The sequence below is a fragment of the Nonomuraea sp. B208 genome (assembly GCF_057536035.1).
Genome location: NZ_BAAJOU010000007.1, coordinates 36,509 through 62,221 on the forward strand (window position 1 = coordinate 36,509; position 25,713 = coordinate 62,221).

Genomic DNA, 25,713 nt, shown 5'->3' on the forward strand with positions numbered 1-25,713 from the left:
CCACAATGAAGAACGCGCTCGCGCATCGGTTCATATGCGGGCGACCGAAACGGATGGAGTGCGCCATGCGTGACGGGCATCAGAAGCAGGGCACGTTGATCGATGTCAGCGCTCTTTCCTTGGCGGACATGCTGTCGGTGGAAAGCGCGGCGCTCCGGGCGGCGATGACGTCCTGTCTCGACGAGGGAGGAGACGTCGCGGCCTTCGGCAACTCCCTGGCGGGGCTGTCCACCGACCGCCACGGACGATGACGGCACGCGAAATTGTCGCAACCGGCCTTTCCTGATGAATGGCCGCGAAACTCACCTTTCAACGCCGGGTGAGGGCACGAGGTCCCGGGACAGGCGGTGCGCCCCGAGCATCCTCGGCAGTCTCGGCAGTTCGGGCCTCGGCAGGTCGGGCGGCAGCAGCGGGGTCAGCCGCGCGCCTATCGGCGGCCAGAAGCTCAGCCCCGCCGCGGCCAGCATGAGCAGGCACAGCACCGCCGAGCCGCCCTGCACGTCGCCCCAGGCCACCATGAAGCCGCCCAGGGGCGCGGCGAAGCAGAACGCGCCGTACGAGGACAGGCGCGACACGCCGACGACCCTGGCCAGGGTCGCCGGATCGACCTTGTGGACCTCCACCGACCTGATCGCCACGTTGCTCAGCGCGCCGCCGATGCCCGTGGCCACCAGGGCCAGGGCGAAGAAATAGGACGGCAGGCTCACGTACGTGCCGAACGCCGCCAGCACGAGCGCGAACGCCCAGATCCACAGGTGCAGCCGCAGCACGCCGCGCACGGGCGGCAGGACGAACGACAGGGCCGAGCCCAGCACGCCTCCCACTCCTCCCGCCGCGAGCACGATCCCGACCTTGAGCGAGGACATGTCTCCCGACCCCGCGACGTAGATCATGATCAGGGTGTTGACCATGAGGTTGGTGAACGTCGTCACCACGATCGAGCCGCCCAGGAACGGCAGCTTGGTGAGCTCGCGGAAGCCCTCGGCCAGGTCGCGCAGCCGTGACGGCCGGTTGGGGTGCCGGCCCGTGTCGCGCCCCCAGCCGAAGAACAGGGCGTAGGAGACCGCGAAGAGGACCGAGTTGACCACGAAGGGAACGAACCGGCCGACCCCGAAGAGATAGCCGCCGAGCGGCCGGCCGGCCAGCGAGGCGAAGTGGCTCGCGGCCTCGCTCTTGGCGAGCGCGCTGTGCATCCTGGCCGGTTGCACCATCGCGGGCAGCAGGGCCGACTCCGCCAGGGTGTAGAGCACCCAGAGGCTGCCCTCGACCGCGGCGGCCAGCAGGAGATGCGTGAGCGACGGGCCGCCGAACATCATGGCGACCAGCACGGAGGCCACGCTGAGCAGGCGACCGGCCTCCACCCACAGGATCACCCGGCGAGGTGAGATCCGGTCGACCAGAAAGCCGCCGGGCACGTAGAAGAGCAGGATGGGGAGGGTGAGCGCGAACCCGGCCCAGCCTGCGGCGGCGGGTGAGGACGTCTGCACCAGGGCGAGAAGCGGATAGGCGACGCCGAGCGTGCGCGTGCCGACTGTCGAAATGGCCGAACCAGCCCAGATCGGACCAAACCCGGCCTTTATCGGCATTTTTGCCGCTTTATGCCGCGGGTGGTCAGCCGTCTCGTCCACGCCCCCTGCCTTTTCGAACCCGACCTTTCGGTCATAAGCGGTCGAGCATGACACAAGCCGCCTCTTACGTGGGGGATGGGACTACTTACCAGGTATTTACCAGCCGCGACCCGTTGCAGTATAGGGGACAACACCCTGGCATACGCATCCGGCACTCTTTCTGGTCCGTCACTATACCGTCGTCGGCGTGGCATTTATGCCGCCATGATCAACAGAACGGCGAAGAATGACTGAAGAGCCTCGACAGTACCCCCTGCGCCTGATCGGATGATCTTGTGACGACTAAGAGCCTTAAGTGCCCGATATACACCTTTAATGCCTTGAGTCATGATTTTTCAGCTCTTGGTGTGGCTTGCGGCCAGGTAGTGATGCTGCACTCCTCGCTGCGCCAGGTCGGCCCCACCGAAGGCGGCGCCGCCACCGTTGTCGCGGCCCTGCGCGGGGTGCTCGGCGACGACGGCACGCTCGCCGTCCCCGCCGGCACCGCCGGGAACTCCGACACCTCCCCCCTCTACCGCGCGGCCGTGGCCGGGATGACGCCCGAGGAGGTCACCGCCTACCGCGAGCGCATGCCGGCCTTCGATCCCGCCACCACGCCGTCGCAGGGCATGGGGATGATCGCCGAGCACGTACGCACGCTGCCGGGAGCGCGGCGCAGCGCCCACCCGCACACCTCGATCGCCGCCGTCGGGCCCAGGGCGGCGGAGATCACCGACGGGCACGCACGGGACTGCCTGCTCGGCGAGCGCTCCCCTCTCGCCCGCCTGTACGACGCCGACGCCCAGGTCCTGCTGCTCGGCGTCGGCTACGACCGGTGCACCGCCTTCCACCTGGCCGAGTACCGCTGCGCCGAGCGTCCGCCGCGGCGCACCTACCGGGCGGTGGTGGACGACGGGGACGGGCGACGGTGGACCGAGTTCGAGGACGTGAAGCTGGACGCGAGCGACTTCCCCGCAGTGGGGACCGCGTTCGAGCAGACGGGCGCCGTGCGACGGGGACGCGTGGGGGCGGCCGAGGCACGCCTGTTCTACCTACGAGCGGCTGTGGACCACGCCACCGACTGGCTCGCCACCCACCGCCCCCGCCCTTAGCCCGCCCACGGGCCTCGCCGCTCCCACCCTCAGACGCCCACGGACGCCACCGTCAGGGCCCACGAACGTCAGCGTCAGGGCCCACGCCACGGGGTCACCGTTAGGGCCCCACCGGCCTGCCGCCAGGCCCCACCGGCCCCGCCGCCAGGCCCCACCGGCCCCGCCTTCAGATCCACCGGCCTCGCCGCCAGGCCCCACCGGCCTGCCGTCAGAACCCACCGGCCTCGCCGCCAGACACCCTCGGCCCAGCCATGAAACGCCCGCCATCACGCGCCCGCGGCACTCAGCCAGTGGCGGCGCTCATCACCACGCGCGGCGCGACCTCCAGGCCCAGCGCGCGCTCGTGCTCCACCAGCGCCCGCAGCTCCGGCCCCCACTCCTCGGGCGGGAGGACGGCGAAGCCGTGACGGGCGTACCAGGGGGCGTTCCACGGAACGTCGCGATAGGTGGTCAGCGTCACGCGCGGAACCCCGACGGCGCGGGCGTGGTCGAGGACGGCCGTCACGAGCCGGCCGCCGATGCCGCGGCGCATGCTCTCGGGATGCACGGCGAGCTGGTCGAGATGGAGGTGCCCGTCCACCTGGCCCATCAGCGCGAACCCGGCCGGCGGCTCGCCCTCGACCAGGACCAGGCCGGGGTCGCCGGCCTCCTCGATCATCGTCGTGCCCGGCGGGAACGTGATGCCGACCTGCTCGAAGAGCCGGTCGGCCGCCAGCTCGACCGCCACCAGACCGGGGAGTTCCTCAGGATCAGCCCATCGCACCACGCCGACACGATCTCATCCTTCGGGCCGATCGCGCACGCCGTTATTAGTGTGGGTGATCGTAGGCCCGGCTGTGCGGAGCCGGGACCCTCTCCTCACGGCGTGCCCACCGGCCCACCGCCTGGTGGGCACGTCGTGCGGCCGTGCCGATCGCAAGGTCGAGCCGATCACAGGTCGAGCCGATCACAGGTCGAGCAGGGGCTCCAGGCCGATCGTGAGGCCGGGCAGCTCGCGCACCCGGCGCACGCCCAGCAGAACCCCCGGCGTGAACGCCGACCGGCTCATCGTGTCGTGCCGGATCGTGAGGATCTCGCCGTCACCGCCCAGCAGAACCTCCTGGTGGGCGATCAGGCCGGCCAGGCGCACCGCGTGGACGTGCACGCCGCCGACGTCGGCCCCACGGGCGCCGTCAAGAGAGGTGCTGGTCGCGTCGGGCATCGCGCCCGCCCCGGCCTTGGCCCGGGCCTCGGCCACCAGCTCCGCCGTACGGCGGGCGGTGCCGGACGGGGCGTCGGCCTTGTTGGGATGGTGCAGCTCGACGATCTCGACCGACTCGAAATAGCGGGCCGCCTGCTGCGCGAAGTGCATCATGAGCACCGCGGCGATGCCGAAGTTGGGGGCGATCAGGCAGTTGGTGCCGGGGTTCTCGCCCAGCCAAGCGCGTACGGTCGCCAGCCGCCCCTCGTCGAACCCCGTCGTGCCCACCACGGGATGGATGCCGTGCGAGATCGCCCATTCGAGGTTGTCCATGACGACGTCGGGATGGGTGAAGTCGACCACCACCTCCGCGCCCGTGAGCCCTTCGAGGGGATCGTCCTTGTCGAGCGCGGCCACCAGCTCCATGTCGGGAGCCGCCTCGACCGCCTTGCACACCTCGACGCCCACGCGCCCGAGCGCGCCCAGCACACCTACCCTGATCACAGGGCAACCCTACCCCAAGGCACGCGAACGGCCCCCGCGCCGGGCGCGAGGGCCGTCCACCGCCGTCAAGCCGCCGTCAGGCCGCCCGTTCAGCGGATCGCTTCGGTGAAGTCCTTGTCACCGTAGGGGCCGATCACGGCGAGCGTGAGCGGCCGGTTGAGCACGTCGAGGGCGATCTCGTCGATCTCCTCGGAGGTGACCGCCTCGATGCGGGCCAGCACCTCGTCCACCGACATGAGCTCCTCGTAGACGAGCTCGTTCTTGCCGATCCTGGACATGCGCGAGCCGGTGTCCTCCAGCCCGAGCACGAGGCCGCCGCGCATCTGGCCCTTGCCGCGCCCGATCTCCTCCTCGCTCAGCCCTTCGGCGACCACCCGGGCCACCTCGTCCCGGCAGATCTTGAGCACGTCGTCGATCTTCGTCGGCAGGCAGCCGACGTAGATGCCGAACTGCCCGGTGTCGGCGTAGGCGGAGGTGTAGCTGTAGGCGGAGTACGCCAGCCCGCGCTTCTCCCTGATCTCCTGGAACAGCCGCGACGACATGCCGCCGCCGAGCGCCGCGTTGAGCACGCCCAGCGCGAAGCGGCGGTCGTCGGTGCGGGACAGGCCGGTGGTGCCGAGCACCAGGTTGGCCTGCTCGGTGGGCCGGTCGAGCACCCGGACGCCGGGACGCGGCCCGGCGCCGGGGCCGCTGGTGCGCGGCGGTTCGTACTCGGCGGGGCCGCTCAGCGCGCCGGCCCGCTCGTACGCCCGCGCGACCAGCTCGACGACCTCCTCGTGCCGGATGTTGCCGGCGACGGAGACGACGGTCCGGCGCGGCCGGTAGTAGCGGTGGTAGTACTCGGCGATGCGCTCGCGCCCGAGCGCGTTGATCGACTCGACCGTGCCGAGGATGGGCCGGCCGATCGGCGAGTCGCCGTAGAGCGCCGCGGCGAACTGCTCGTGCACGACGTCCGACGGGTCGTCGTCGTGCATGGCGATCTCCTCCAGGATCACGCCGCGCTCGGACTCCACGTCGTCCTCGGTCACCAGCGAGCTGGTCACCACGTCGGCGAGGACGTCGACCGCGATCGGCAGGTCCTCGTCGAGCACCCGCGCGTAGTAGCAGGTGTATTCCTTCGCGGTGAAGGCGTTGATCTCGCCGCCGATGCCCTCGACGGAGGCCGAGATCTCCATCGCGTCCCGCGTGGGGGTGCCCTTGAACAGCAGGTGTTCGAGGAAGTGGGTGGCGCCCATGTGCTCGGGGGCCTCGTCCCGCGAGCCGATGCCGACCCACATGCCGACCGCGACGCTACGCACGGTCGGCATGGTCTCGGTCACCACACGCAGCCCACCGGGGAGGACGGTGCGCTTGACTTCCCCGGCTCCGTCCTTACCGGGGTGCAGCGTGGTGGTGTTCACGAGTTGCGGTCGTCCCCCTCGCCGTTGGCCGAGCCGCGGGTGCGCACGCGGGTGCGGGTGCGGCGCGGGCGCTCCGAACGCTCCTCGGCCGGCGCGGCGTCGGCGTCGGCCTGCGGGGCCTCGCCCTCGTCGCCCTCGCCGGCCGTGGCGGCCTTGGCCTCGCGCTCGGCGGCCTCCTTCTCGATGACCTCGACCGGCACCAGGGACAGCTTGCCCCGGCCGTCGATCTCGGCGATCTCGACCTGGATCTTCTCGCCGACGCCCATGACGTCCTCGACGTTCTCGATCCGCTTGCCGCCGTGCAGCTTGCGGATCTGCGAGACGTGCAGCAGGCCGTCCTTGCCGGGCATGAGCGAGACGAACGCGCCGAAGGCGGCGATCTTGACGACCGTGCCCAGGTAGCGCTCGCCGACCTCCGGCATGTGCGGGTTGGCGATGGCGTTGATCGCCGACCGGGCGGCCTCGGCGGACGGGCCGTCGGTGGCGCCGATGTAGATCGTGCCGTCGTCCTCGATGGTGATCTCGGCGCCCGTGTCGTCCTGGATCTGGTTGATCATCTTGCCCTTCGGGCCGATGACCTCGCCGATCTTGTCGACCGGGACCTTGATCGTGATGATGCGCGGCGCGGTCGGGTTCATCTCGGCCGGCCGGTCGATGGCCTCCTGCATGACGTCGAGGATCGCCAGGCGGGCGCCCTTGGCCTGCTTGAGCGCGCCGGCCAGCACGGAGGCGGGGATGCCGTCGAGCTTGGTGTCGAGCTGCAGGGCGGTGATGACGTCACGGGTGCCGGCGACCTTGAAGTCCATGTCGCCCATGGCGTCCTCGGCGCCGAGGATGTCGGTGAGGGTGACGTAGTCGTCGCCCTCGCCGATCAGGCCCATCGCGATGCCCGCGACCATCTCCTTGAGCGGCACGCCGGCGTCCAGCAGCGACATCGTCGAGGCGCAGACCGAGCCCATCGAGGTCGAGCCGTTGGAGCTGAGCGCCTCGGAGACCTGGCGGATGGCGTACGGGAACTCCTCGCGCGTGGGAAGCACGGGGATCAGCGCCCGCTCGGCCAGCGCGCCGTGGCCGATCTCGCGCCGCTTGGGCGAGCCCACGCGGCCGGTCTCGCCCGTGGAGTAGGGCGGGAAGTTGTAGTTGTGCATGTAGCGCTTGGTGCGGTCGGGGTTGAGCGTGTCGATGACCTGCTCCATGCGCAGCATGTTGAGGGTGGTGATGCCCATGATCTGGGTCTCGCCACGCTCGAACAGCGCCGAGCCGTGCACCCGGGGCACCACGTGGACCTCGGCGGACAGCTCGCGGATGTCCTTGGTGCCGCGGCCGTCGATGCGTACGCCCTCGCTGATGACGCGGGCGCGCATGAGCTTCTTCATCACGGCGCGGAAGGCGGCGCTGATCTCCTTCTCGCGGCCCTCGAACTCGGGCAGCAGCTTCTCCGCGGCCAGCGCCTTGACCTTGTCGAGCTCGTTCTCGCGCTCCTGCTTGCCGGCGATGGACAGCGCGGCGGCCAGCTCGGTCTTGATCGCGGCCTCGACGGCGGCGTAGGTGTCGTCCTGGTAGTCGAGGAAGACCGGGTATTCGGCCGTCTCCTTGGCCGCGACCTGCGCGATGCGCGACTGCGCCTCGCACAGCACCTTGATGAACGGCTTCGCGGCCTCCAGGCCCTGCGCCACGGTCTCCTCGGTGGGCGCGACCGCGCCCTCGGAGACCAGCTTGAGCGTGTCCTTGGTGGACTCGGCCTCGACCATCATGATGGCGACGTCGCCGTCGGCCAGCACCCGGCCGGCCACGACCATGTCGAACGTGGCCCGCTCCAGCTCGGGGTGCGTCGGGAAGGCCACCCACTGGCCGTCGATCAGCGCGACGCGCACGCCGCCGATCGGGCCGGAGAACGGCAGCCCGGCGAGCTGCGTGGACAGCGACGCGGCGTTGATGGCGACCACGTCGTAGAGGTGGTCGGGGTGCAGCGCCATGACGGTGGCGACGACCTGCACCTCGTTGCGCAGGCCCTTGACGAACGACGGGCGCAGCGGCCGGTCGATGAGGCGGCAGGTGAGGATGGCGTCCTCGGACGGCCGGCCCTCACGGCGGAAGAACGAGCCGGGGATGCGGCCCGCCGCGTACATGCGCTCCTCGACGTCCACCGTCAGCGGGAAGAAGTCGAACTGCTCCTTGGGGGTCTTGGAAGCCGTGGTGGCCGACAGGACCATGGTCTCGTTGTCGAGATAGGCGACCGCGGAACCGGCCGCCTGCCGCGCCAGACGACCGGTCTCGAACCGGATCGTGCGCGTGCCGAAAGAGCCGTTGTCGATGACGGCTTCAGCGGTGTGGACACCCTCCACGGGGGACCTCCTTGTGGTCGGTCTCCCGCGCCCTTTTCACCGGCACCCTCGTTAGGTGCAGCGCCGGTCTTCGATCGAAGCGCCCGGTCACGTGCGTTCTTACCGGAAGCCACTACCGAGGACCGGCCCGCAGGCGTCGCGGGTCGCATGGTGCTGAGCGGACGCGGGGGCTGTGTGTCTCGGATCTTCAGTTGTACGTCAGGCGCGGGGCTGATTTCACCTCGCCACGCGCCTCACGCTGTTGCTCTACCCATATGAAGAAGGGAGCGGCCTGCGCCGCTCCCTTTCCATGTTATCGGCGCAGACCGAGGCGCTCGATGAGCGTCCGGTAACGCTGGATGTCGACCTTCTGCAGGTACTTCAGCAGACGACGGCGACGGCCGACGAGCAGCAGCAGGCCGCGGCGGCTGTGGTGGTCGTGCTTGTGCGTCTTGAGGTGCTCGGTCAGCTCGCTGATGCGCTTGCTGAGCAGCGCGATCTGCACCTCGGGCGAGCCGGTGTCGCCTTCGGCGGTGGCGTACTCGCTGATGATGTTCTTCTTGGCAGCGGTGTCGAGGGACACGGCTCTCCTTCTGACTACGGACACGCGTGGATGTGACAAAAGCGCGAACGACCGTGCGTGCCTACAGTCGCCGCGAGAATGGCCGACGTGGGCGAAGGCGCGAAAGCGCTGCCGTCACAGAGCCGACATGCAAGGTTACCATCCCGCGCGCGGTGCTCGGGCGAGCGCCGCGCCGGGGCCTCACGCGGTCAGCCGGCGGGCGGCCTCGACGTCGGCCTGGATCTGCTCGATCAGCGCCTCGATCGACTCGAAGCGGGTGTTGCCGCGCAGCCGGGCGGCGAAGTCGACCGCCACGTGCGCGCCGTAGAGCTCCAGGTCGTCGCGGTCCAACGCGTACGCCTCCACCGTGCGCGGCACCCCCTCGAACGTCGGGTTGGTGCCGACCGAGATGGCCGCGGGCCACCGCTCGCCGGGGTAAAGGGCGGGCAGGTTGGCCACGGGCACGCACTCCAGCCAGCCGGCGTAGACGCCGTCGGCCGGGATCGCGGTGTGCGGGGGCGTCTCGACGTTGGCGGTGGGGAAGCCGAGCTGACGGCCGCGCTGGTAGCCGCGCACGACCACGCCCTCCACCCGGTGCGGGCGGCCGAGCAGCGCCGCCGCGCCCTCGACGTCGCCGGCCACGATGTGCTCGCGGACGGCGGTCGAGGACACCCCGGCCACCGGGGGCAGGACCTCCACCGTGAAGTCGTACTTGTCGCCCAGCGCTCGCAATGTCTCGACATCGCCGCCGGCGTCCCGCCCGAAGGTGAACCCCTCCCCCACGATCACGGCCGCCGCCCGCAGCCGCTCGGCCAGCACCGTCCGCGCGAACTCGGCCGCGTCGACGCGCGACAGCTCCAGCGTGAACGGCAGGACCTCGACCTCGTCCACGCCGAGCGCGCGCAGCAGCTCGGCGCGCCGCCGGGGACCGGTCAGCCGGGCCGGATGCGTGCCTGGACGCACGACCTCGTCGGGATGCGGCTCGAAGGTGACGGCCACGGCGGGGAGCCCCCGCTCGCGCGCGACGGCGACGGCCCGCCCGAGGACACGCTGGTGGCCCCGGTGCACTCCGTCGTACACGCCGACGGTGACGACAGACCTACCCGAACCCTGCACGCCGGACCCCATTCGCTCGTCGCGGATCGAACCACACAAGCCTGCCACGCGCCTGGCCGTGACCTCCAATCGAGGGGGCTACACTCGGCCATCATGCCTCGATACGCGCTTCTGATCCTGCCTGCGTTCAACCGGGTCTACGCCGACAGCTCCGTCCGGCTGACGAGGAGCGAGCTGGCCGTCTTCGGCGCGCGCGGGCTGCGGGCGGAGCTCTCCGGGAGCGAGGAGCACGTGTTCGGCGGCGTCCCCTACGTGACGTTCGAGACGGCCGCGCCGCTGGCGGAGCGGGACGTGGCGCTGCTGTCCAACCTGTCGTCGGTCTACGCGCTCTTCGGCGTCGAAGGTGAGGGCGAGGAGCCGCTGCTGCGCCCGCTGCCCGTACGGCCGCTCGACCGGCTGAGCAGCGACCTCATCACCATCCAGAAATACGCCGGCAAGACCAACGAGCACTTCACCAAGCTGCTGCTCAACGTCACCGCGCTGGCCTCGGCCAAGGGCCTCGGCGAGCGGCTGTCGGTGTTCGACCCGCTCTGCGGCCGGGGGACCACGCTCAACCAGGCCCTCATGTACGGCTACGACGCCTACGGCCTCGACGTCGACGCCAAGGACTTCGAGGCCTACACCGGCTTCATCAAGACCTGGCTGCGCAACAAGCGGCTCAAGCACACCGCCGAGACCGTGCCGGTGCGCCGGGAGCGGGCGCTCGCCGGGCGGCGGCTCAACGTCACGTTCGGGACGTCGAAGGAGGCGGTCAAGGCCGGCGACGTGCAGCACCTCGCCGTGGTCAACGGCGACACGCTGCGCAGCAGGGAGTTCTTCAAGCCGCGCTCGTTCGACCTGGTGGTGACCGACGCGCCCTACGGCGTCCAGCACGGCAGCAAGGGCGGCTCGGGGCTGTCGCGCAGCCCGCTGGAGCTGCTGCGCCGGGCGGTGCCGATCTGGGCGGAGCTGCTGCGGCCCGGCGGGGCCATGGGCATCGCCTGGAACACCTACGGCGGCAAGCGCGAGGAGCTCGCCGCCGTCCTGACCGCCGCCGGCCTGGAGGTCGTGGACTACCCCGACTTCGAGCACTGGGTGGACCAGGCGATCGTGCGCGACGTCATCGTCGCGAGCAAGCCCGCCTAGACGCAGCCGGCCTAGACGAAGACCGCGAGCGGCCTGGCCGTCCGGCCCTGCTCCTCGACCAGCGCCAGCAGCGTGCCGTCCGGTCCGAACACGCCGATCGGCCCCTCCCCCAGCCCGGCCGCGGGCAGCCGCCCGCCGTGGCCGATGATCCTCGCCTCCTCGGCGGTGACGTCCCTGCGCGGGAACGCCGCGGCGACCGCCTCCCCGATGGGCAGGATCACGCACCGCTCGGCGAGCTCGTCGAGCGTCCTGGCCAGCGACAGGTCGTACGGGCCGACGCGGGTGCGGCGCAGCCGCGTCAGGTGGCCGCCGACGCCGAGCGCGGCCCCGAGGTCGCGGGCCAGCGAGCGGATGTAGGTGCCGCTGGAGCAGGTGACGACGGCGTCCACGTCCACCACGTCGTCATGGGCGTGCACGCCGAGCACATCGAAGGCCCGCACCGTGACGGGCCGGGCGGCCAGCTCGACCTCCTCGCCCGCGCGGGCCTTCTTGTAGGCCCGCTGACCGTTGACCTTGATGGCGCTGACCTGCGGCGGCACCTGCATGATGGCGCCCGTCAGCGCCTCGACGCCCTTGCGGATCTCCTCGGCGGTGACGCCGGCCGCCGAGGCGGTCGCGGTGACCTCGCCCTCGGCGTCGTCGGTGTTGGTGGTGACGCCGAGCCGGATGGTGGCCTCGTACACCTTCTCGGTCAGCGTCAGGTGGCCGAGCAGCCGCGTGGCCTTCTCCACGCCGACCACCAGCACGCCCGTCGCCATGGGGTCGAGCGTGCCGGCGTGGCCCACGCGGCGGGTGCCCGCGAGGCGCCGCATCCTGGCCACCACGTCGTGCGAGGTCCACTCGCCCGGCTTGTCGACGATGATCAGACCGCTCTCGGCCATCTACGCCTTTCCCAGCTCTCTCCTGAGTGCGGCCATGGTGTCCTCGACGCCGTCGTGCGAGGTGTAGCCGGCCGCGTTGTGATGGCCGCCGCCGCCCAGGGCCGCGCACGCGGCGCCCACGTCGACGGCGCCCTTGGACCTGGTGGACACCTGCCAGGCGCCCTCGTCGTCCTCCTTGAGCACGACCGCCACCTCGGCCTCGTCGGTGCGGCGCACGACGTCGATGATGCCCTCGATCTCGGCGTACGGGAGGCCGTGCGCGGCCCGGTCGACCCGCGTGACGTACGTCCAGACCAGGCCGTCCTCCAGCCGCACCCGGTCGAGCGCCGCCGCCAGCACCTTGAGGTAGCCGAACGGTGAGCGGTCCCACAGCTCGCGGGCGATCTCGTCGGTGCGCAGCCCCGTCGCCACCAGCCGGGCCGCCATCTCGTGCACGGCGGGCGTCGTGGAGGAGTAGCGGAACGAGCCGGTGTCGGTGACCAGGCCGGCGTAGAGGCACGTGGCGATGTCGCGGTCGAGCCGCCCGCCGAGCCGGTAGATGAGCTGCTCGGCCAGCATCGCCGTGGCGGCCGCGTGGGCGTCGATGAGCCCCAGCGTGCCGAACCCGGCGCCGGCCGGGTGGTGGTCGACCACGATGACCTCGGCCGCCCGCGCGGTGTTGCCGCTGAGCAGCCCCAGCCGCTCGAACGTCGAGGAGTCGAAGGTGATCACCAGCTCGGGCGCGGCAGGGAACTCGGCCGGCGGCACCAGCATCTCCTGCCCCGGCAGGAACCGCAGCAGGCGCGGCACCGCGAAGTGCCGGTCGCCGAACGACGCCCGCACCCGCTTGCCCATCGCGCGCAGCGTGAACGCCACGGCCAGCATGGAGCCGAGCGCGTCGCCGTCGGGCGTGACGTGGCAGGCCAGCCCGATCTCGTCGGCCGAGTCGATCAGCCGCAGCGCGCGCTTCCACGCGCTCTCGGGGATGCCGTGGCCCGCGCCCGCCCGGGCCCGCGGCGGCCGCTCGGCCCGGTCGCGTACGTCCGGCGTCACGCCTGGTCGTCCCCGGCCGCGCGCTCGCTCCCCTGGAGGTCGGCGAGCTCGTCGTCGTCCTCCTCGTCGGGCTTGCGGTAGGGGTCGGGCTCGCCGGCGTAGGAGGCGCCCTGCGCCTGCCTGGCCACCTCGGCGTCGCGCGCCCGCGCCGCGTTGATGAGGTCGTCCAGGTGGCGGGCGCTGTCGGGCAGCGGGTCGTGCTTGAAGGTCAGCGTCGGGGCGAAGCGCACACCGGTCTGGCGGCCCACCTCGGAACGGATGATCCCCTTGGCGCTCTCCAGGGCGGCCGCGCTGTCGGCCCGCTCGGCCTCGGAGCCGAAGACCGTGTAGAAGACCGTCGCCTCGCGCAGGTCAGCGGTGACGCGCGTGTCGGTCACGGTGACGAAGCCGAGACGCGGGTCCTTGATCCGTCGCTCCAGCATCTCGGCGACGATCTGCTGGATGCGGTCGGCGAGCTTACGCGCTCGTGCGGCATCCACCATGTTGGCTCCCCCTCACGCACGATCTGGCCGTGCTAGTCGTTCAATCCTCGTCGTGGTACAGACGCTGCCTGGCCGACAGCAGCTCGATCTCCGGACGGAAGGCCACCATCCGCTCGCAGGCGTCCATCACCTCTTTGCAGTTACCCGCGGAGGCGGAAAGCACCGCTATGCCGACCTCGGCTCTGCGATGAAGATCGTGGCACCCGGTCTCGGCGACCGCGATGGCGGGGTAACGGCGTCGCAGCTCGGCGATCAGCGGCCGTACGACGGAGCGCTTCTGCTTCAGCGAGCGCACGTCGCCGAGCAGGATGTCCAGGGTCAGAGCACCCACATACATCGTTGGTCACCACCGCTTGGCCTGGTGTGCTGAGCGCGCGCCCGTCCTGCTGCGGTGGGGAGCAGGCCAGGGCGCGCGAGAGGCGCCCGGCGGAGGTCCCGCCGGGCGCCCGGCCGCGTGTCACACGCGCGGCTTCTCCCGCATCTCGAACGTCTCGATCACGTCGTCGATCCTGATGTCGTTGTAGCCGACACCGATGCCGCACTCGAAGCCCTCGCGGACCTCGGTCGCGTCATCCTTGAAGCGACGCAGGGACGAGACGGTCAGGTTGTCGGCGATGACGACGCCATCGCGGATCACCCTGGCCTTGCTGTTGCGGACGATCAGACCGGAGCGGACCAGAGCACCGGCGATGTTGCCGATCTTCGGCACCTTGAAGACCTCGCGGACTTCGGCGGTGCCCATCTGGACCTCTTCGAACTCCGGCTTGAGCATGCCCTTGAGGGCCGCCTCGATCTCCTCGATCGCCTGGTAGATGACCGAGTAGTAGCGGATGTCGACGCCCTCGCGCTCGGCCAGGTCGCGTGCCCGCGGCTCGGGCCGCACGTTGAAGCCGATGATGACCGCGTTGTCGTCGGCGACCGCCAGGTTGACGTCGTACTCGGTGATGGCGCCGACCGCGCGGTGCAGGACACGGAGCCTGACCTCGTCGCCGACGTCGATCTTGAGCAGGGCGTCTTCCAGGGCCTCCACCGAACCGGACACGTCACCCTTGATGATGAGCTTGAGCTCGTCGACGCGGCCCTTCTCGAGGTCGCTGAACAGCTCCTCGAGGGTGCGGCGACGGCTCGACTTCGCCATCTCGGCGCTGCGCTTGCGCGCCGCGCGCTGCTGGGCGATCTGCCGGGCCATCCGGTCGTCGGTGACGACGATGAAGTTGTCACCGGCGCTCGGCACGGCCGTCAGACCCATCACCAGGACCGGACGCGACGGCGTGGCCTCGTCGACCGGCTCGCCGGTGTCGTCGAGCATCGCCCGGACGCGGCCGAAGGCCTCGCCACAGACGATCGAGTCGCCGACGCGCAGCGTGCCGCGCTGGACCAGGACGGTCGCGACCGGGCCGCGGCCCTTGTCGAGGTGCGCCTCGATGGCGATGCCCTGGGCGTCCATCGTCGGGTTGGCCCGCAGGTCGAGCTCGGCGTCGGCGGTCAGCAGGATCGCCTCGAGGAGGTTCTCGATGCCGATGCCGTTCTTCGCCGAGATGTCGACGAACAGCGTGCTGCCGCCGTATTCCTCGGCGACCAGGCCGTATTCGGTGAGCTGGGCCCGCACCTTGTTGGGGTCGGCCCCCTCCTTGTCGATCTTGTTGACCGCGACCACGACCGGCACGTCGGCCGCCTGGGCGTGGTTGAGCGCCTCGATCGTCTGCGGCTTGACGCCGTCGTCGGCCGCGACCACCAGCACCGCGATGTCGGTCGACTTCGCGCCTCGGGCACGCATGGCGGTGAACGCCTCGTGACCCGGGGTGTCGATGAAGGTGATCTTGCGCTCTTCGCCCTCGTGCTCGGCGGCGACCTGGTAAGCGCCGATGTGCTGGGTGATGCCACCCGCCTCGCGCGCCACCACGTTCGTGTTGCGGATGGCGTCGAGCAGCCTGGTCTTACCGTGGTCGACGTGACCCATGACGGTCACGACCGGCGGACGCGCGGCGAGGTCGTCCTCGTCGCCCTCGTTCTCGCCGAACTCGATGTCGAAGGCCTCGAGAAGCTCGCGGTCCTCCTCCTCCGGGCTCACGACCTGGATGTCGTAGTCGAGCTCGGCGCCGAGCAGCTGCAGCGTCTCCTCGTTGACCGACTGCGTGGCGGTCACCATCTCGCCGAGGTGCAGCATGATCTGCACGAGCGAGGCGGGGTTGGCGCCGATGCGGTCGGCGAAGTCGGACAGCGACGCGCCGCGCGGGAGGCGGATCGTCGCGCCGTTGCCGCGCGCGACCTGCACGCCGCCGATCGACGGCGCCGACATGTTGTCGAACTCCTGGCGCCTCTGCCGCTTCGACTTGCGCCCGCGGGCCGGACGGCCACCGGGACGGCCGAAGGCACCAGCGGTGCCGCCGCCACGACCACGGCCACCGCCGCCGGGACGGCCGCCGAAGCCACCGCCGCCGCCACCGGGACCACCGGTGCCGGTGCGCGGACCCGCGCCACCGCCGCCGGGACGGCCGGCGAACCCGCCGCCGCCGGGACGACCGCCGCCGCCACCGGGACGGCCACCGCCGCCACCGGGACGACCGCCGCCGCCGCCAGGGCCACCGCCGGGACGGCCGGCGCCGGGACCGGCAGGACGGCCCTGCGGCATCATCATCGGGTTGGGACGCGGACCACCGGGACGCGGACCACCGGCGCCACCGGCGCCGGGACCCGGACGCGGACCGCCGGGGGGCGGACCGGGACGCGGGCCGGGAGTGGGCCGGTCGCCGCCGCGGCCCTGCGGGGGACGCGGCATCGCGCCGTCGCGCGGCGGGCCGTCACGGCGGTCGCCACGCGGGCCGGGGCCCCCGTCACGCTGGCCGCCGCCCGGACGCGGCGGCCTGGGCGCCTGGCCCATGCCGCTGGCGTTGGACGAGAACGGGTTGTTGCCGGGACGCGGGCCGCGCGGGCCCGGCTTGGGGCCGGGACGCGGGCCGCCGCCTGCGGGCGCGCCGGGACGCGGCGCCTGCGCACCGCCACCGCCCTGCTGGGCGGGACGCGGACCCGGCTTGGGGCCGGGAGCCGGGCGCGGAGCCGGGCCGGGACGCGGACCCGGGGTCGGCCGAGCCGGCGCGCCACTCTCGAAGCGCGCCTGCGGAGCCTGGGACGCCTCACCGCGCGCGGCCTGCGGCTGCTGCTGGTGAGGCATGGGAACCGGCGGGCGGGACTGACCGCCCTGAGGACCTTGCGGGCCCTGCGGACCTTGCGGGCCCTGGGGCCCCTGCGGAGCCTGAGGAACCTGCGGGCCGCTCTGCGGACCCGGACGCGGACCGGGCCGCGGGCCCGGACGCGGAGGAGCAGGCACCGGAGCCTGCCCCGTGCCGTTGCCGGCCTGGCCTTCGGCCGGCCGGTGCGCAGCCCTTGGCGGCTGCGGCCTGTTGGACGGCTGTCCGCCGCCCCTGGAGGGCCCACCCTTCGATGCGCCCAGAGCTTCGGTGAGCCTGCGGACCACCGGCGCCTCGATGGTGGAGGACGCCGAACGGACGAACTCCCCCATTTCCTGGAGCTTGGCCATGACGACCTTGCTCTCGACGCCGAACTCCTTAGCGAGCTCGTATACCCGGACCTTCGCCACTGCACTCCCTTACTCGGCCCGGGAGGCTGGCTGTGCCGTCCGGACCGTCGCTACCTTGACGTCTTCATCGCCGCGTGCTCATCAGGCGCTCATAGCAATCTGACTCCGCCCATCAACTCGGCGTCCTACATGACATGGGGTTCTCCTCCAGGTGTGCCCGCACGGGCGAGACGTCGAGCGGACCCGGCACGCGAAACGCGCGCAGGAACGCCCGCCGCCGCTCGGCGAGCTCCAGACAGCTCAAGGCCGGATGCAGCGACGCACCTCGGCCTGGAAGCCGTCCTCGCAGGTCGGGGACCACGTGGTCTCCGACCAGCACCAGGCGGAGCAGCTCGGACTTGGCCGTGCGAACCCTGCAGCCCACACACGTGCGCTGAGGACCCCTACGGCCACCATATTCCAGCTTACCGCTTTGACGCATCTACGGAACCGGCGGCATCCTCCGCCTGGGTGTCAGGCCGGATGTCGATCCGCCAGCCCGTGAGCCTCGCCGCGAGCCGGGCGTTCTGCCCCTCTTTGCCGATGGCCAGGGAAAGCTGGTAGTCGGGCACGGTCACCCGCGCGACCCGGCCGTCGAGATCGAGAACCTCGACATGGGAAACACGCGCGGGAGACAGGGCATTCCCCACGAACTCGGCGGGATCCTCGGACCAGTCGATGATGTCGATCTTCTCGCCGTGGAGCTCGGTCATCACGTTGCGCACCCGCGAGCCCATCGGGCCGATGCAGGCGCCCTTGGCGTTGACGCCGGGCTTGCGCGACCGTACCGCGATCTTGGTGCGGTGGCCGGCCTCGCGGGCCACGGCGGCGATCTCCACGGTGCCGTCGGCGATCTCCGGCACCTCCAGCGCGAACAGCTTCTTCACCAGGCCGGGGTGCGTGCGCGAGAGGGTGACGGAGGGGCCCTTGTGGCCCTTCTTCACCTGCACGACGTAGGCGCGGATGCGCTCGCCGTGCACGTAGTCCTCGCCGGGCACCTGCTCGGCGTGCGGCAGGACGGCCTCGATCTTGCCGAGGTCGACCAGCACCACGCGAGGGTCCTTGCCCTGCTGGATGACGCCCGAGACCAGCTCACCCTCACGGCTGGCGAACTCGCCGAAGTTGATCTCGTCCTCGGCGTCGCGGAGCTGCTGCAGGATGACCTGCTTGGCGGTGGTGGCGGCGATCCTGCTGAAGTTGCCAGGGGTGTCGTCGAACTCCCTGACCACCTCGCCCTCGTCGCCGAGCTCCGCGGCCCAGATCGTGACGTGACCGCTGGCGCGGTCGAGCTCGGCCCGCGCCTTCGAGGCCGCGCCCTCGGTCCGGAAGTACGCGATCAGCAGCGCGTCCTCGATCGCCTTGACCACCAGGTCGAAGGAGATGTCCTTCTCCCGTTCGAGGCTGCGCAGGACGCTCATGTCGATGTCCACGACGGCTCCCCCTTAGCCTTCGTCGCCGTCGACGTCGTCGATGCGGCGGAACTCCACCTGCACCCGTCCGCGGGCCAGGTCCTCGTACTCAAGCCGGCGCGGCGCGCCCTCGACGTCGAGATCGACGCCGGCGTCGTCCGCGGCCGTGATCCGGCCCTCCACCACGCTGCCGTCGCGCAGCTCCGCCTTCACCAGACGCCTGGCCGCGCGACGCCAGTGGCGCGGCTCGGTGAGGGGGCGGTCGACGCCCGGCGAGGAGACCTCCAGCGTGTACGCCGCCTGCCCCATCGCGTCGTCGTCGTCCAGCGCCTCGGAGACGGCCTGGCTCACGTCGGCGATGTCGTCGAGGCTCACGCCGCCGTCGCGGTCGACGATCACGCGCAGCACGCGTCTCCTGCCCGCCTGGGTGACCGTGATGTCCTCCAGATCGAGGCCCTCCGCGCTGACCACGGGCTCCAGGAGCTTCATCAGGTGGTCGCGGGGTGATGCGCTGCCCATATCGACCTCCCCTATTGTCAAGTCTCAGCCGGGCGGACCTCGCCACTGGCTCCCCGTCGCCCGGCCGCTCGGGCCAGCGACGACAGTTGACACCCTATCCGTACGAGGGCACAGAAAGAGCGCCACTCGTCACGGCCGAATGGCGGAGCGTCGCCTGGCGGCGTTCGCGGGCTCAGACCGTACGATGCTATCTGCGTCAGTGACAACAGGAGGTTCCCGCTCGTGCGCCCGCGTCACCTCTCCCGTCGTGGCCTGCTGGCGGGCGGAGTGGCCGCGCTCGCCGGCTGCAGCGCCTCCGGGCCGGCCCGGCAGCCGGCCACGCCCGCCCCCGACTCGCCCGAGACGGTTCTCGTGAAGCAGTTGATCGCGGAGAAGGAGCGGACGATCGCGCTCTACTCGGCAGTGATCGCCGACGGCGGCGAGCGGCTCGCGCCCTTCCGCGACCGTCACCAGGCGCACCTGGACGAGCTGCGCAAGCACGTCACCGGCCTCGGCACCCCCGCCCCTGGCCCGTCCGGCTCCCCCGCCCCCTCGGGCTCGCCCGCTCCCTCCGGCTCGGCCGAGCCGGACAAGCCGTCGCTGTCGCGGCTGCGCGAGCTGGAGCGCAAGGCGGCGGCGCTGCGGCCCAAGCAGCTCGCGGGCATCTCCCCCGGGATGGCGCAGCTCATCGCCAGCATCGGCGCCTGCGAGGCCGCGCACGTCGTCGCCCTGCCGAAGTCACTGTGAACGGGGTCGCTGTGAACGGGGTGGCGGTGAACGGGGACGATCTGGAGAAGCTGCGCAAGGCGCTGGCGGCCGAGCACGCCGCGCTGTTCGCGTACGGGCTGCTGGGGGCGCGGACGTCGGGGGAGCTCAGGGAGCGGATGAGCGCGGCCTACGACGCCCATCGGGCGCGGCGCGACCAGGTCCGCTCGCTCATCACGGCGCGCGGCGGCAAGCCGGTGGAGGCGGAGGCGTCGTACGCGCTGCCGTTCTTCCCCTCCGACGCGAAGCTGGCGGCCCGGCTGGCGGAACACCTCGAAGGCGGGGTGACGGCCGCCTACCTCGAACTGGTGGCGGCCGAGGACGCCGCGCTGCGCAGGTTCGCCGCTCTGGCCATGCAGCAGGCCGTCACCCGTTCGTACGCCTTCCGCCCGGCCCAGCCGGCCGCGTTCCCCGGCATGCCGGCGGCTCCCGCGCCCGCCACGCCCACCGCCCAGGGCGGCAGCTGAGAGGTGCCCTGACCGGCAGGGCACCTCACGGCGACGGTCAGGCGGTGGCGGTCGCGACGATGCGGTCGGCGGCCTCGGCGAGGGGGATCTCCGCCTTCTCGCCGCTCACGCGGTCGCGCAGCTCGATGACGCCCTGGGCGAGGCCGCGGCCGATGACCACGATGGTCGGGACGCCCAGCAGCTCGGCGTCCTTGAACTTGACGCCGGGCGAGACCTGCGGCCGGTCGTCCACGAGCACGCGCAGGCCGCGCGACTCCAGCTCGCCGGCCAGCTCCAGGGCGGCCTCCACCTGGTTGTCCTTGCCGGTGCCGACGATGTGCACGTCGGCGGGCGCCACCTCGCGCGGCCAGACCAGGCCGAGCTGGTCGTGGGCCTGCTCGGCGATGACGGCGACGGCGCGCGAGACGCCGATGCCGTAGGAGCCCATGGTGATGCGGATGGGCTTGCCGTCGGGGCCGAGGGCGTCGAGGCCGGCGGCGTCGGCGTATTTGCGGCCGAGCTGGAAGATGTGGCCGATCTCGATGCCGCGGTCGATGGACAGCTCGGCGCCGCAGCGGGGGCAGGGGTCGCCGGCGCGGATCTCGGCGGCCTCGATGGTGCCGTCGGGGGTGAAGTCGCGGCCCGCGACGACGTTGGCGGCGTGCTTGCCGGGCTCGTTGGCGCCGGTCACCCAGGAGGTGCCGGTGGCCACGCGCGGGTCGACGAGGTAGCGGATGCCGAGCTCGCGCAGGATCTGCGGGCCGATGTAGCCGCGGACGAGGCCGGGGTGCCTGGCGAAGTCGGCGGCCTCGAAGATGGCGGGCTCGCCGGGGGCGAGCGCGGCCTCCAGGCGCTTGAAGTCGACCTCGCGGTCGCCGGGGACGCCGATGACGAGCGTCTCGGTCTTGTCGGAGCCGGGGGTGGTGACCTTGACGACGACGTTCTTCAGGGTGTCGGCGGCGGTGACGGAGAGGCCGTGGTGCTCGTTGACGTACGACACCAGCGACTCGATGGTCGGGGTGTCGGGCGTGTCCATGACGGTGAGCGGGGGCAGGTCGTCGTAGGCGCGGGCGGCGGGCGCGGTCGTGGTGACGGCCTCGGCGTTGGCGGCGTAGCCGCAGGAGTGGCAGGCCACGAAGGTGTCCTCGCCGGTGGGCGTGGGGGCCAGGAACTCCTCTGAGGCCGAGCCGCCCATGGCGCCCGACTGGGCGAAGACGATCTTGTAGTTGATGCCGAGCCGGTCGAAGGTGCGGATGTAGGCCTCGCGGTGCTGCTCGTAGGAGTGCTTGAGGCCGTCGTCGTCGAGGTCGAAGGAGTAGGAGTCCTTCATCAGGAACTCCCGGCCGCGCAGGATGCCGGCCCTGGGCCGGGCCTCGTCGCGGTATTTCGTCTGGATCTGGTAGAGCGTGACCGGATAGTCCTTGTAAGAGGAGTACTCGCCCTTGACCATGTCGGTGAAGAGCTCCTCGTGCGTGGGGCCGAGGAGGTAGTCGGCGCCCTTGCGGTCCTGGAGGCGGAAGAGCGTGTCGCCGTATTCGGTCCAGCGGCCGGTGGCCTCGTAGTATTCGCGGGGCAGCAGGGCGGGGAAGAGCACCTCCTGGGCGCCCATCCGGTTCATCTCCTCGCGGACGATCCTGGTGACGTTCTCCAGCACCAGTTTGCCGAGCGGCAGCCAGGAGTAGATGCCGGGGGCCACGCGGCGGACATAACCGGCGCGGACCAGCAGCTTGTGGCTCGGCACTTCCGCGTCTGCCGGGTCGTCCCGCAGGGTGCGAAGAAACAACGACGACATGCGCAGCAACACGGCTACTCCTTGCTCGAACCCGGATGTGAAGGCTTACAGGCTATCCACTCGACGCGGCCGTCCGCTCGGGCTTAAGTCCCCGGCACTCAGGCGAGGGCCGGGAGCCAGCCCGTCACGAACACCGCGAGCCACACCGTGAACAGCCCGGAGAAGAGCGTGGAGAGGGCGAGTGCGCGCAGGCGGGAGCGGGCGTTCCTGCGCAGCGCGAGCACCAGGACGACCGACAGCACGCCGACCAGCAGGGCCGGGCCCGGCCAGAAGGAGCCCTCGACGCCGATGAAGCCCGGCGTGGCGCGGTCCACGACGTCGGCGATGAGCGCCGCGCCGACGCCGCCCGCGGCCAGGTCGCCCCACCTGTCGTCCCTGCGGGTGACGTAGGCCAGCAGGCCGAGCCCCACGAGCAGGGCGAGGACCCAGTTGAGCCCGGCCGCGCCGCCGCCGCCGAGGTCGACGAGGGCCAGATCGCCACGGAAGGCGCTCGCGCCCATGGCCGCGACCAGGGTCGAGACCGCCGCCAGGAACGTGGTCACCAGCGCCCATCCGAACCCCGTGGCCGTCGCGCCGACGGCCAGCGACAGGGCGAGGTAGGCGTAGGGCTCGTAGAGCTGGCCGATCCAGATGGGGCCACGACCGGAGATGAGCACGCCGACGAGGCCGACGACCAGTCCTCCGAGGAAGGCCGCGACCAGATGGCGCTCGATGCCGCGTTGACGCCGGTCGTATTCGGCGAAGTCGGCGTAGTCGATCGTGGTGTTGTTCATGTCCCTTTCCCCAGGTCAACCCCTCCCCCAGAACCTTCCGGAATTGACCTGTTTCAGATTATGCGAACCTACACAAAAGGCAAAAATCGGTCATTCCTCTACCAACTCAAGCAAGTGCTTGGTTAGCATGGCGGCGTGTCGCTTCCCGAAGAGCTCGGCGCCCTCGTCCGCGAACACCTCGCCGCCCGCCCCGGCGCGTCCTGGGCTGAGCTCGCGCGGGACGTGGGGGTGGCCGGGCTGCTCGTGCCCGAGGAGCACGGGGGCGCGGGCTGCGGCCCCGCCGAGCTGGCCGCCGTGGCGGAGGAGATGGGAGCCGCGCTCTCGCCGCACCCCTTCCTGCAGACCGCGGTCATGGCGGTGACCGCCGCGACCGCCTGCGGGGCCGGCGACCTGCTGAAGGCCGTCGCCGACGGCGGCACGACCGCGACCGTGGTGCTGCCGGGCGACGCGGAGCTGCGGCTGGCGGACGGGCGGCTCAGCGGGGTGGCGCCGTACGTCCTCGCGGGCGAGCTGGTGCTGCTCTACGCGGGCGGGCAGCTCGTGGAGGCCGTGCCGACGCGGCGGGAGGCGTACCTGACGATGGACGAGAGCCGGCCGCTGGAGCGGCTGACCTTCGAGGACGTGCCCGTACGGCGGCTCGGCGACGGCACGTCGGCGGCGCGGGTGCGCGACCTCGGGATCGCGGCCCTGGCCGCCGAGCAGGTGGGCGGGGCGCAGCGGTGCCTGGACATGGCGGTCGCGTACGCGCGGACGCGGGTGCAGTTCGGCCGGCCGATCGGGGCCTTCCAGGCGGTCAAGCACAAGCTGGCGGACGTGCTGCTGCTGGTGGAGTCGGCCCGGTCGGCGGCACGCGTGGCGGCCGGGGACGAGGTGGCGGCGGCGGTCGCGGGGTCGTACTGCACGGAGGCGTACCTGGCGGCGGCGGGCGAGAACATCCAGGTCCACGGAGGGATCGGGATCACCTGGGAGCATCCCGCGCATCGCTACTTCAAGCGGGCCACCTCCGACGCCCAGCTCTTCGGCCCGCCCCAGGCGCACCGCGCCCGCCTCGCCCCGGTGGTCTTCGGCGAGTGAGCCCGGGCTCAGCCGCCGAGCAGCTCTTCCCAGGGGTGGCGGGTGTTGGTGCGGCGGGTGGTGTCGAGCGCCTCGGCGAGCCGCCATAAGCCGGGCCTCGCGTGGGTGCGGGCGCGTCCCATGGGGTCGATGGCGCGCAGCTCGACGCGGACGCCCATCACGTCGAGGACCGCCGTGGCGGCCCCGCCGGGACCGGCCTCGGTGACGAGCGGCCCTTCGTGGTCCGGGTCGAGGACCCGCTCGGCCAGCAGGCCGGCCACCTCGGAGGCGTAGGGCCCGTCGCGCCACTCGATGTGCCAGGTGTGGTCGCCCCCGCGCCACCAGGTCAGGTCGCGGCACGACTCCATGAAGTCGGCCTCGGACGCCAGCGCCGCCATGACCCGTCCGAACGCCTCGTAGCGGCGGGCGCTCGTGAGCGAGAGGTCGCCACCGTCGAGGCCGGGATCTTCGGCGTCCTTCGGCCGTCTCAGCGCGTGCTTTCGCTTCACGAGCATCCACTCTGATCGCGCCCGCGCCCTTCCCGCAAGTCCCCGCCGCTGATACGCTCTACCAAGCGAGCGCTTGGTTTCCTACTGTGCCGGAGGCGCGATGACGTCCCTACGGATCAGCCTGGGGTACGAGCTGGAGGTCCGCGGCCGCACCCGCGACGTCGAGCAACAGGCGTTCCACAACGTGGTCGAGCAGGTCGTGCTGGGCGACCGGCTGGGGTTCGACACCGCCTGGTTCGTGGAGCACCACTTCACCAGGGGCTTCTCCCACTCCTCGGCCCCCGACCTGGTCCTCGCCGCCATCTCCCAGCGGACCGAGCGCATCCACCTGGGGCTCGGCGTGGTGCTGCTGCCGTTCCAGTCGCCGATCCGCACGGCCGAGCGCGTCGCCACCCTGGACGTGCTCAGCGGCGGCCGGGTCGAGTTCGGCACCGGCCGCGGCGCCTCGCCCCTGGAGTACCAGGCGTTCCAGCGGCCGTTCGAGCAGTCCCGGCGGATCTGGGAGGACTCGCTGGAGGCCGTGCTCGCGATCTGGAACGCCGACGGCGAGCCGGTCAGCCGCTCGACCGAGTTCTTCGAGATCCCCGACGTCGCCGTCTACCCGCGCCCGGCCCAGCACCCGCACCCGCCGGTGTGGGTGGCCTCCACCTCGCTGGACGGCTACCTCGCCGCCGCCAGGCACGGCTACAACCTGCTCGGCATGACCATGCTCAAGGGCATCGACGACGTGGCCGCCGACATCGCGCGCTACCGCGAGTGCCTGGCCGAGCACGGCTTCGACCCCGACACCCGCCGGGTCGCCCTCATGATCCCCTGGTACGTCGCCCCCACCCGCGAGGCCGCGGCGGCCACGGCCGCCGACCCCGTCCTGTGGTACATCCGCCGCCAGGTCAACCTGGTCACCCCGCCCGACTACTACGACGCCCGCCACGCCACCCACCGCGTGCTCGGCCAGCTCGCCGCCGGGCTGCCGCCCGAGGAGGCGATGGCCACGCTGCGCGAGCACCTCATGGTCGTGGTGGACGACGTGGCGGGCTCGCGCAAGGCCCTGGCCAGGATCGCCGAGGCCGGGGCGACCGACCTCATCATCCAGGCCCAGGTCGGCGGGCTCGCGCACGAGCGGGTGTGCGAGTCGATGACGCTGTTCATGACCGAGGTGGTGCGCTGATGGGCCGGTGGCTGACGCGGGACGACCTCGGGTCCGCCGCGGGCTCGGCCGCCGGGCTCCTGCTGGTCTCCCCCGACGCGTCCTGCGCCTTCCCGCTCGGCCCCGAGGACCGGCGGGCCGCCGCCGGGCTGACCGCGGCGGCCCTGCGCGCGGCCGGCGTGGGCGAGCGGGACCGGGTCGCGGTGGCCCTCGCCGAGCCGGCCGGCTCCCTGTGGGCCGCGGCCGCGGCCGAGGTCGCCCAGGCCGCCGCCGGCCTCGGGCCGCGCGGGCGCATGCGGCTGCACCACGCGCTGTCGGCGTTGCGGGCCACGACGCTGGTCGCCACCCCGACCGGCGCGATGGACCTCCTGGCCCGCCTGCACCTGGAGTTCCTGCTGGACCCGCTGGACCTCGGGCTC

Annotated in this window: 25 protein-coding genes and 1 pseudogene; 8 read left to right on the forward strand and 18 right to left on the reverse strand. The window is 71.8% G+C overall.

Going from position 1 to position 25,713, the window contains the following annotated elements; genetic code table 11:
- The first annotated feature begins 65 nt into the window (after window positions 1-65).
- Window positions 66-251 carry an FxSxx-COOH cyclophane-containing RiPP peptide gene (gene fxsA, locus AC27IY_RS03465; RefSeq protein WP_344205055.1) on the forward strand — a complete coding sequence of 62 codons (186 nt, stop codon included), beginning with the start codon at window positions 66-68 and terminating at the stop codon, window positions 249-251.
- 51 nt (window positions 252-302) lie between these two features.
- Here the strand turns inward: fxsA and AC27IY_RS03470 are convergent, their stop codons facing one another.
- A complete protein-coding gene (locus tag AC27IY_RS03470; RefSeq protein ID WP_364450596.1) occupies window positions 303-1,586 on the reverse strand; it encodes an MFS transporter in 1,284 nt (427 codons plus the stop codon).
- Window positions 1,587-1,996: 410 nt separating this feature from the next.
- Here AC27IY_RS03470 and AC27IY_RS03475 point away from each other — a divergent pair, with 410 nt between their 5' ends.
- Window positions 1,997-2,719 (forward strand): AAC(3) family N-acetyltransferase, encoded by a 723-nt coding sequence (locus tag AC27IY_RS03475; RefSeq protein WP_487177098.1) that lies wholly within the window; start codon window positions 1,997-1,999, stop codon window positions 2,717-2,719.
- A 283-nt stretch (window positions 2,720-3,002) separates the two neighbouring features.
- Here AC27IY_RS03475 and AC27IY_RS03480 read toward each other — a convergent pair whose 3' ends face one another.
- From AC27IY_RS03480 to AC27IY_RS03505, 6 genes are all read right to left on the reverse strand, one after another.
- Window positions 3,003-3,485 carry a GNAT family N-acetyltransferase gene (locus AC27IY_RS03480; protein WP_423445341.1) on the reverse strand — a complete coding sequence of 161 codons (483 nt, stop codon included), beginning with the start codon at window positions 3,483-3,485 and terminating at the stop codon, window positions 3,003-3,005.
- 180 nt (window positions 3,486-3,665) lie between these two features.
- Window positions 3,666-4,403, reverse strand: a complete 738-nt coding sequence (gene dapB, locus AC27IY_RS03485; RefSeq protein ID WP_487177099.1) for a 4-hydroxy-tetrahydrodipicolinate reductase — start codon at window positions 4,401-4,403, stop codon at window positions 3,666-3,668.
- Window positions 4,404-4,492: 89 nt separating this feature from the next.
- On the reverse strand, window positions 4,493-5,803 hold the full coding sequence (locus AC27IY_RS03490) for a M16 family metallopeptidase (protein ID WP_487177100.1): 1,311 nt from the start codon (window positions 5,801-5,803) through the stop codon (window positions 4,493-4,495).
- Entirely contained in the window at window positions 5,800-8,148 is a 2,349-nt protein-coding gene (locus tag AC27IY_RS03495; RefSeq protein WP_364450581.1) for a polyribonucleotide nucleotidyltransferase, read from the reverse strand. The genes AC27IY_RS03490 and AC27IY_RS03495 overlap by 4 nt, the downstream gene beginning before the upstream one ends.
- Window positions 8,149-8,440: 292 nt before the next feature.
- Window positions 8,441-8,710 carry a 30S ribosomal protein S15 gene (gene rpsO / locus AC27IY_RS03500; protein ID WP_091092336.1) on the reverse strand — a complete coding sequence of 90 codons (270 nt, stop codon included), beginning with the start codon at window positions 8,708-8,710 and terminating at the stop codon, window positions 8,441-8,443.
- Between the two features lie 180 nt (window positions 8,711-8,890).
- On the reverse strand, window positions 8,891-9,817 hold the full coding sequence (locus AC27IY_RS03505; RefSeq protein ID WP_449942947.1) for a bifunctional riboflavin kinase/FAD synthetase: 927 nt from the start codon (window positions 9,815-9,817) through the stop codon (window positions 8,891-8,893).
- Between the two features lie 81 nt (window positions 9,818-9,898).
- Between AC27IY_RS03505 and AC27IY_RS03510 the strand changes: the two genes are divergently transcribed.
- On the forward strand, window positions 9,899-10,930 hold the full coding sequence (locus tag AC27IY_RS03510) for a TRM11 family SAM-dependent methyltransferase (protein ID WP_423473692.1): 1,032 nt from the start codon (window positions 9,899-9,901) through the stop codon (window positions 10,928-10,930).
- 11 nt (window positions 10,931-10,941) lie between these two features.
- On the opposite strand, the gene truB is transcribed toward AC27IY_RS03510, so the two are convergent.
- From truB to rimP, 8 genes are all read right to left on the reverse strand, one after another.
- A complete protein-coding gene (gene truB / locus AC27IY_RS03515) occupies window positions 10,942-11,811 on the reverse strand; it encodes a tRNA pseudouridine(55) synthase TruB (RefSeq protein ID WP_364450572.1) in 870 nt (289 codons plus the stop codon).
- Entirely contained in the window at window positions 11,812-12,843 is a 1,032-nt protein-coding gene (locus AC27IY_RS03520) for a DHH family phosphoesterase (protein WP_344205070.1), read from the reverse strand. It lies immediately after the preceding gene.
- Window positions 12,840-13,325, reverse strand: coding sequence for a 30S ribosome-binding factor RbfA (rbfA, locus tag AC27IY_RS03525; protein ID WP_364450568.1), 486 nt, complete (start codon window positions 13,323-13,325; stop codon window positions 12,840-12,842). The genes AC27IY_RS03520 and rbfA overlap by 4 nt, the downstream gene beginning before the upstream one ends.
- Window positions 13,326-13,365: 40 nt before the next feature.
- Window positions 13,366-13,662 carry a DUF503 domain-containing protein gene (locus AC27IY_RS03530; RefSeq protein ID WP_329583269.1) on the reverse strand — a complete coding sequence of 99 codons (297 nt, stop codon included), beginning with the start codon at window positions 13,660-13,662 and terminating at the stop codon, window positions 13,366-13,368.
- 120 nt (window positions 13,663-13,782) lie between these two features.
- On the reverse strand, window positions 13,783-16,923 hold the full coding sequence (gene infB / locus AC27IY_RS03535) for a translation initiation factor IF-2 (RefSeq protein WP_423445356.1): 3,141 nt from the start codon (window positions 16,921-16,923) through the stop codon (window positions 13,783-13,785).
- Between the two features lie 112 nt (window positions 16,924-17,035).
- Window positions 17,036-17,344: a YlxR family protein gene (locus tag AC27IY_RS03540; RefSeq protein ID WP_364450561.1), complete on the reverse strand. Its 309-nt coding sequence runs from the start codon at window positions 17,342-17,344 to the stop codon at window positions 17,036-17,038.
- On the reverse strand, window positions 17,328-18,332 hold the full coding sequence (gene nusA / locus AC27IY_RS03545; RefSeq protein WP_091092351.1) for a transcription termination factor NusA: 1,005 nt from the start codon (window positions 18,330-18,332) through the stop codon (window positions 17,328-17,330). Before nusA ends, AC27IY_RS03540 begins: the two co-directional genes overlap by 17 nt.
- Window positions 18,333-18,344: 12 nt before the next feature.
- Entirely contained in the window at window positions 18,345-18,830 is a 486-nt protein-coding gene (gene rimP, locus AC27IY_RS03550) for a ribosome maturation factor RimP (protein ID WP_344205075.1), read from the reverse strand.
- Between the two features lie 222 nt (window positions 18,831-19,052).
- On the opposite strand from rimP, the gene AC27IY_RS03555 reads away from it, so the two are divergent.
- Together AC27IY_RS03555 and AC27IY_RS03560 are read left to right on the forward strand one after the other, a co-directional pair.
- On the forward strand, window positions 19,053-19,556 hold the full coding sequence (locus AC27IY_RS03555) for a hypothetical protein (protein ID WP_449942931.1): 504 nt from the start codon (window positions 19,053-19,055) through the stop codon (window positions 19,554-19,556).
- A gap of 26 nt (window positions 19,557-19,582) precedes the next feature.
- Complete coding sequence (locus AC27IY_RS03560) at window positions 19,583-20,041, forward strand: ferritin-like domain-containing protein (RefSeq protein WP_449942929.1); 459 nt, start codon at window positions 19,583-19,585, stop codon at window positions 20,039-20,041.
- Between the two features lie 37 nt (window positions 20,042-20,078).
- Here the strand turns inward: AC27IY_RS03560 and AC27IY_RS03565 are convergent, their stop codons facing one another.
- Both AC27IY_RS03565 and AC27IY_RS03570 read right to left on the reverse strand, forming a co-directional pair.
- Window positions 20,079-21,824 carry a proline--tRNA ligase gene (locus AC27IY_RS03565; protein ID WP_364450551.1) on the reverse strand — a complete coding sequence of 582 codons (1,746 nt, stop codon included), beginning with the start codon at window positions 21,822-21,824 and terminating at the stop codon, window positions 20,079-20,081.
- Between the two features lie 86 nt (window positions 21,825-21,910).
- The gene (locus AC27IY_RS03570; RefSeq protein WP_487177101.1) at window positions 21,911-22,585 is read right to left on the reverse strand and encodes a hypothetical protein; all 675 of its coding nucleotides are present in this window, start codon (window positions 22,583-22,585) and stop codon (window positions 21,911-21,913) included.
- A gap of 135 nt (window positions 22,586-22,720) precedes the next feature.
- On the opposite strand from AC27IY_RS03570, the gene AC27IY_RS03575 reads away from it, so the two are divergent.
- Window positions 22,721-23,659, forward strand: coding sequence for an acyl-CoA dehydrogenase family protein (locus tag AC27IY_RS03575; RefSeq protein ID WP_487177102.1), 939 nt, complete (start codon window positions 22,721-22,723; stop codon window positions 23,657-23,659).
- 8 nt (window positions 23,660-23,667) lie between these two features.
- Here the strand turns inward: AC27IY_RS03575 and AC27IY_RS03580 are convergent, their stop codons facing one another.
- On the reverse strand, window positions 23,668-24,153 hold the full coding sequence (locus tag AC27IY_RS03580; protein WP_487177103.1) for a hypothetical protein: 486 nt from the start codon (window positions 24,151-24,153) through the stop codon (window positions 23,668-23,670).
- A gap of 94 nt (window positions 24,154-24,247) precedes the next feature.
- On the opposite strand from AC27IY_RS03580, the gene AC27IY_RS03585 reads away from it, so the two are divergent.
- Together AC27IY_RS03585 and AC27IY_RS03590 are read left to right on the forward strand one after the other, a co-directional pair.
- A complete protein-coding gene (locus tag AC27IY_RS03585) occupies window positions 24,248-25,315 on the forward strand; it encodes an LLM class flavin-dependent oxidoreductase (RefSeq protein WP_449942917.1) in 1,068 nt (355 codons plus the stop codon).
- A pseudogene (locus tag AC27IY_RS03590) lies at window positions 25,315-25,713 on the forward strand (hypothetical protein); the annotation flags it as partial. The gene AC27IY_RS03585 and the pseudogene AC27IY_RS03590, both read left to right, overlap by 1 nt.

Coding starts and splice junctions, on each gene's coding strand:
- truB (WP_364450572.1), bottom strand. CDS start 11,811: ATGGCCGAGAGCGGTCTGATCATCGTCGACAAGCCGGGCGAGTGGACC.
- AC27IY_RS03570 (WP_487177101.1), bottom strand. CDS start 22,585: ATGAACAACACCACGATCGACTACGCCGACTTCGCCGAATACGACCGG.
- AC27IY_RS03580 (WP_487177103.1), bottom strand. CDS start 24,153: ATGCTCGTGAAGCGAAAGCACGCGCTGAGACGGCCGAAGGACGCCGAA.
- rbfA (WP_364450568.1), bottom strand. CDS start 13,325: ATGGTGGATGCCGCACGAGCGCGTAAGCTCGCCGACCGCATCCAGCAG.
- AC27IY_RS03505 (WP_449942947.1), bottom strand. CDS start 9,817: ATGGGGTCCGGCGTGCAGGGTTCGGGTAGGTCTGTCGTCACCGTCGGC.
- AC27IY_RS03530 (WP_329583269.1), bottom strand. CDS start 13,662: ATGTATGTGGGTGCTCTGACCCTGGACATCCTGCTCGGCGACGTGCGC.
- AC27IY_RS03540 (WP_364450561.1), bottom strand. CDS start 17,344: ATGCGTCAAAGCGGTAAGCTGGAATATGGTGGCCGTAGGGGTCCTCAG.
- AC27IY_RS03585 (WP_449942917.1), top strand. CDS start 24,248: ATGACGTCCCTACGGATCAGCCTGGGGTACGAGCTGGAGGTCCGCGGC.
- fxsA (WP_344205055.1), top strand. CDS start 66: ATGCGTGACGGGCATCAGAAGCAGGGCACGTTGATCGATGTCAGCGCT.
- AC27IY_RS03470 (WP_364450596.1), bottom strand. CDS start 1,586: ATGCCGATAAAGGCCGGGTTTGGTCCGATCTGGGCTGGTTCGGCCATT.
- AC27IY_RS03510 (WP_423473692.1), top strand. CDS start 9,899: ATGCCTCGATACGCGCTTCTGATCCTGCCTGCGTTCAACCGGGTCTAC.
- AC27IY_RS03475 (WP_487177098.1), top strand. CDS start 1,997: ATGCTGCACTCCTCGCTGCGCCAGGTCGGCCCCACCGAAGGCGGCGCC.
- rimP (WP_344205075.1), bottom strand. CDS start 18,830: ATGGGCAGCGCATCACCCCGCGACCACCTGATGAAGCTCCTGGAGCCC.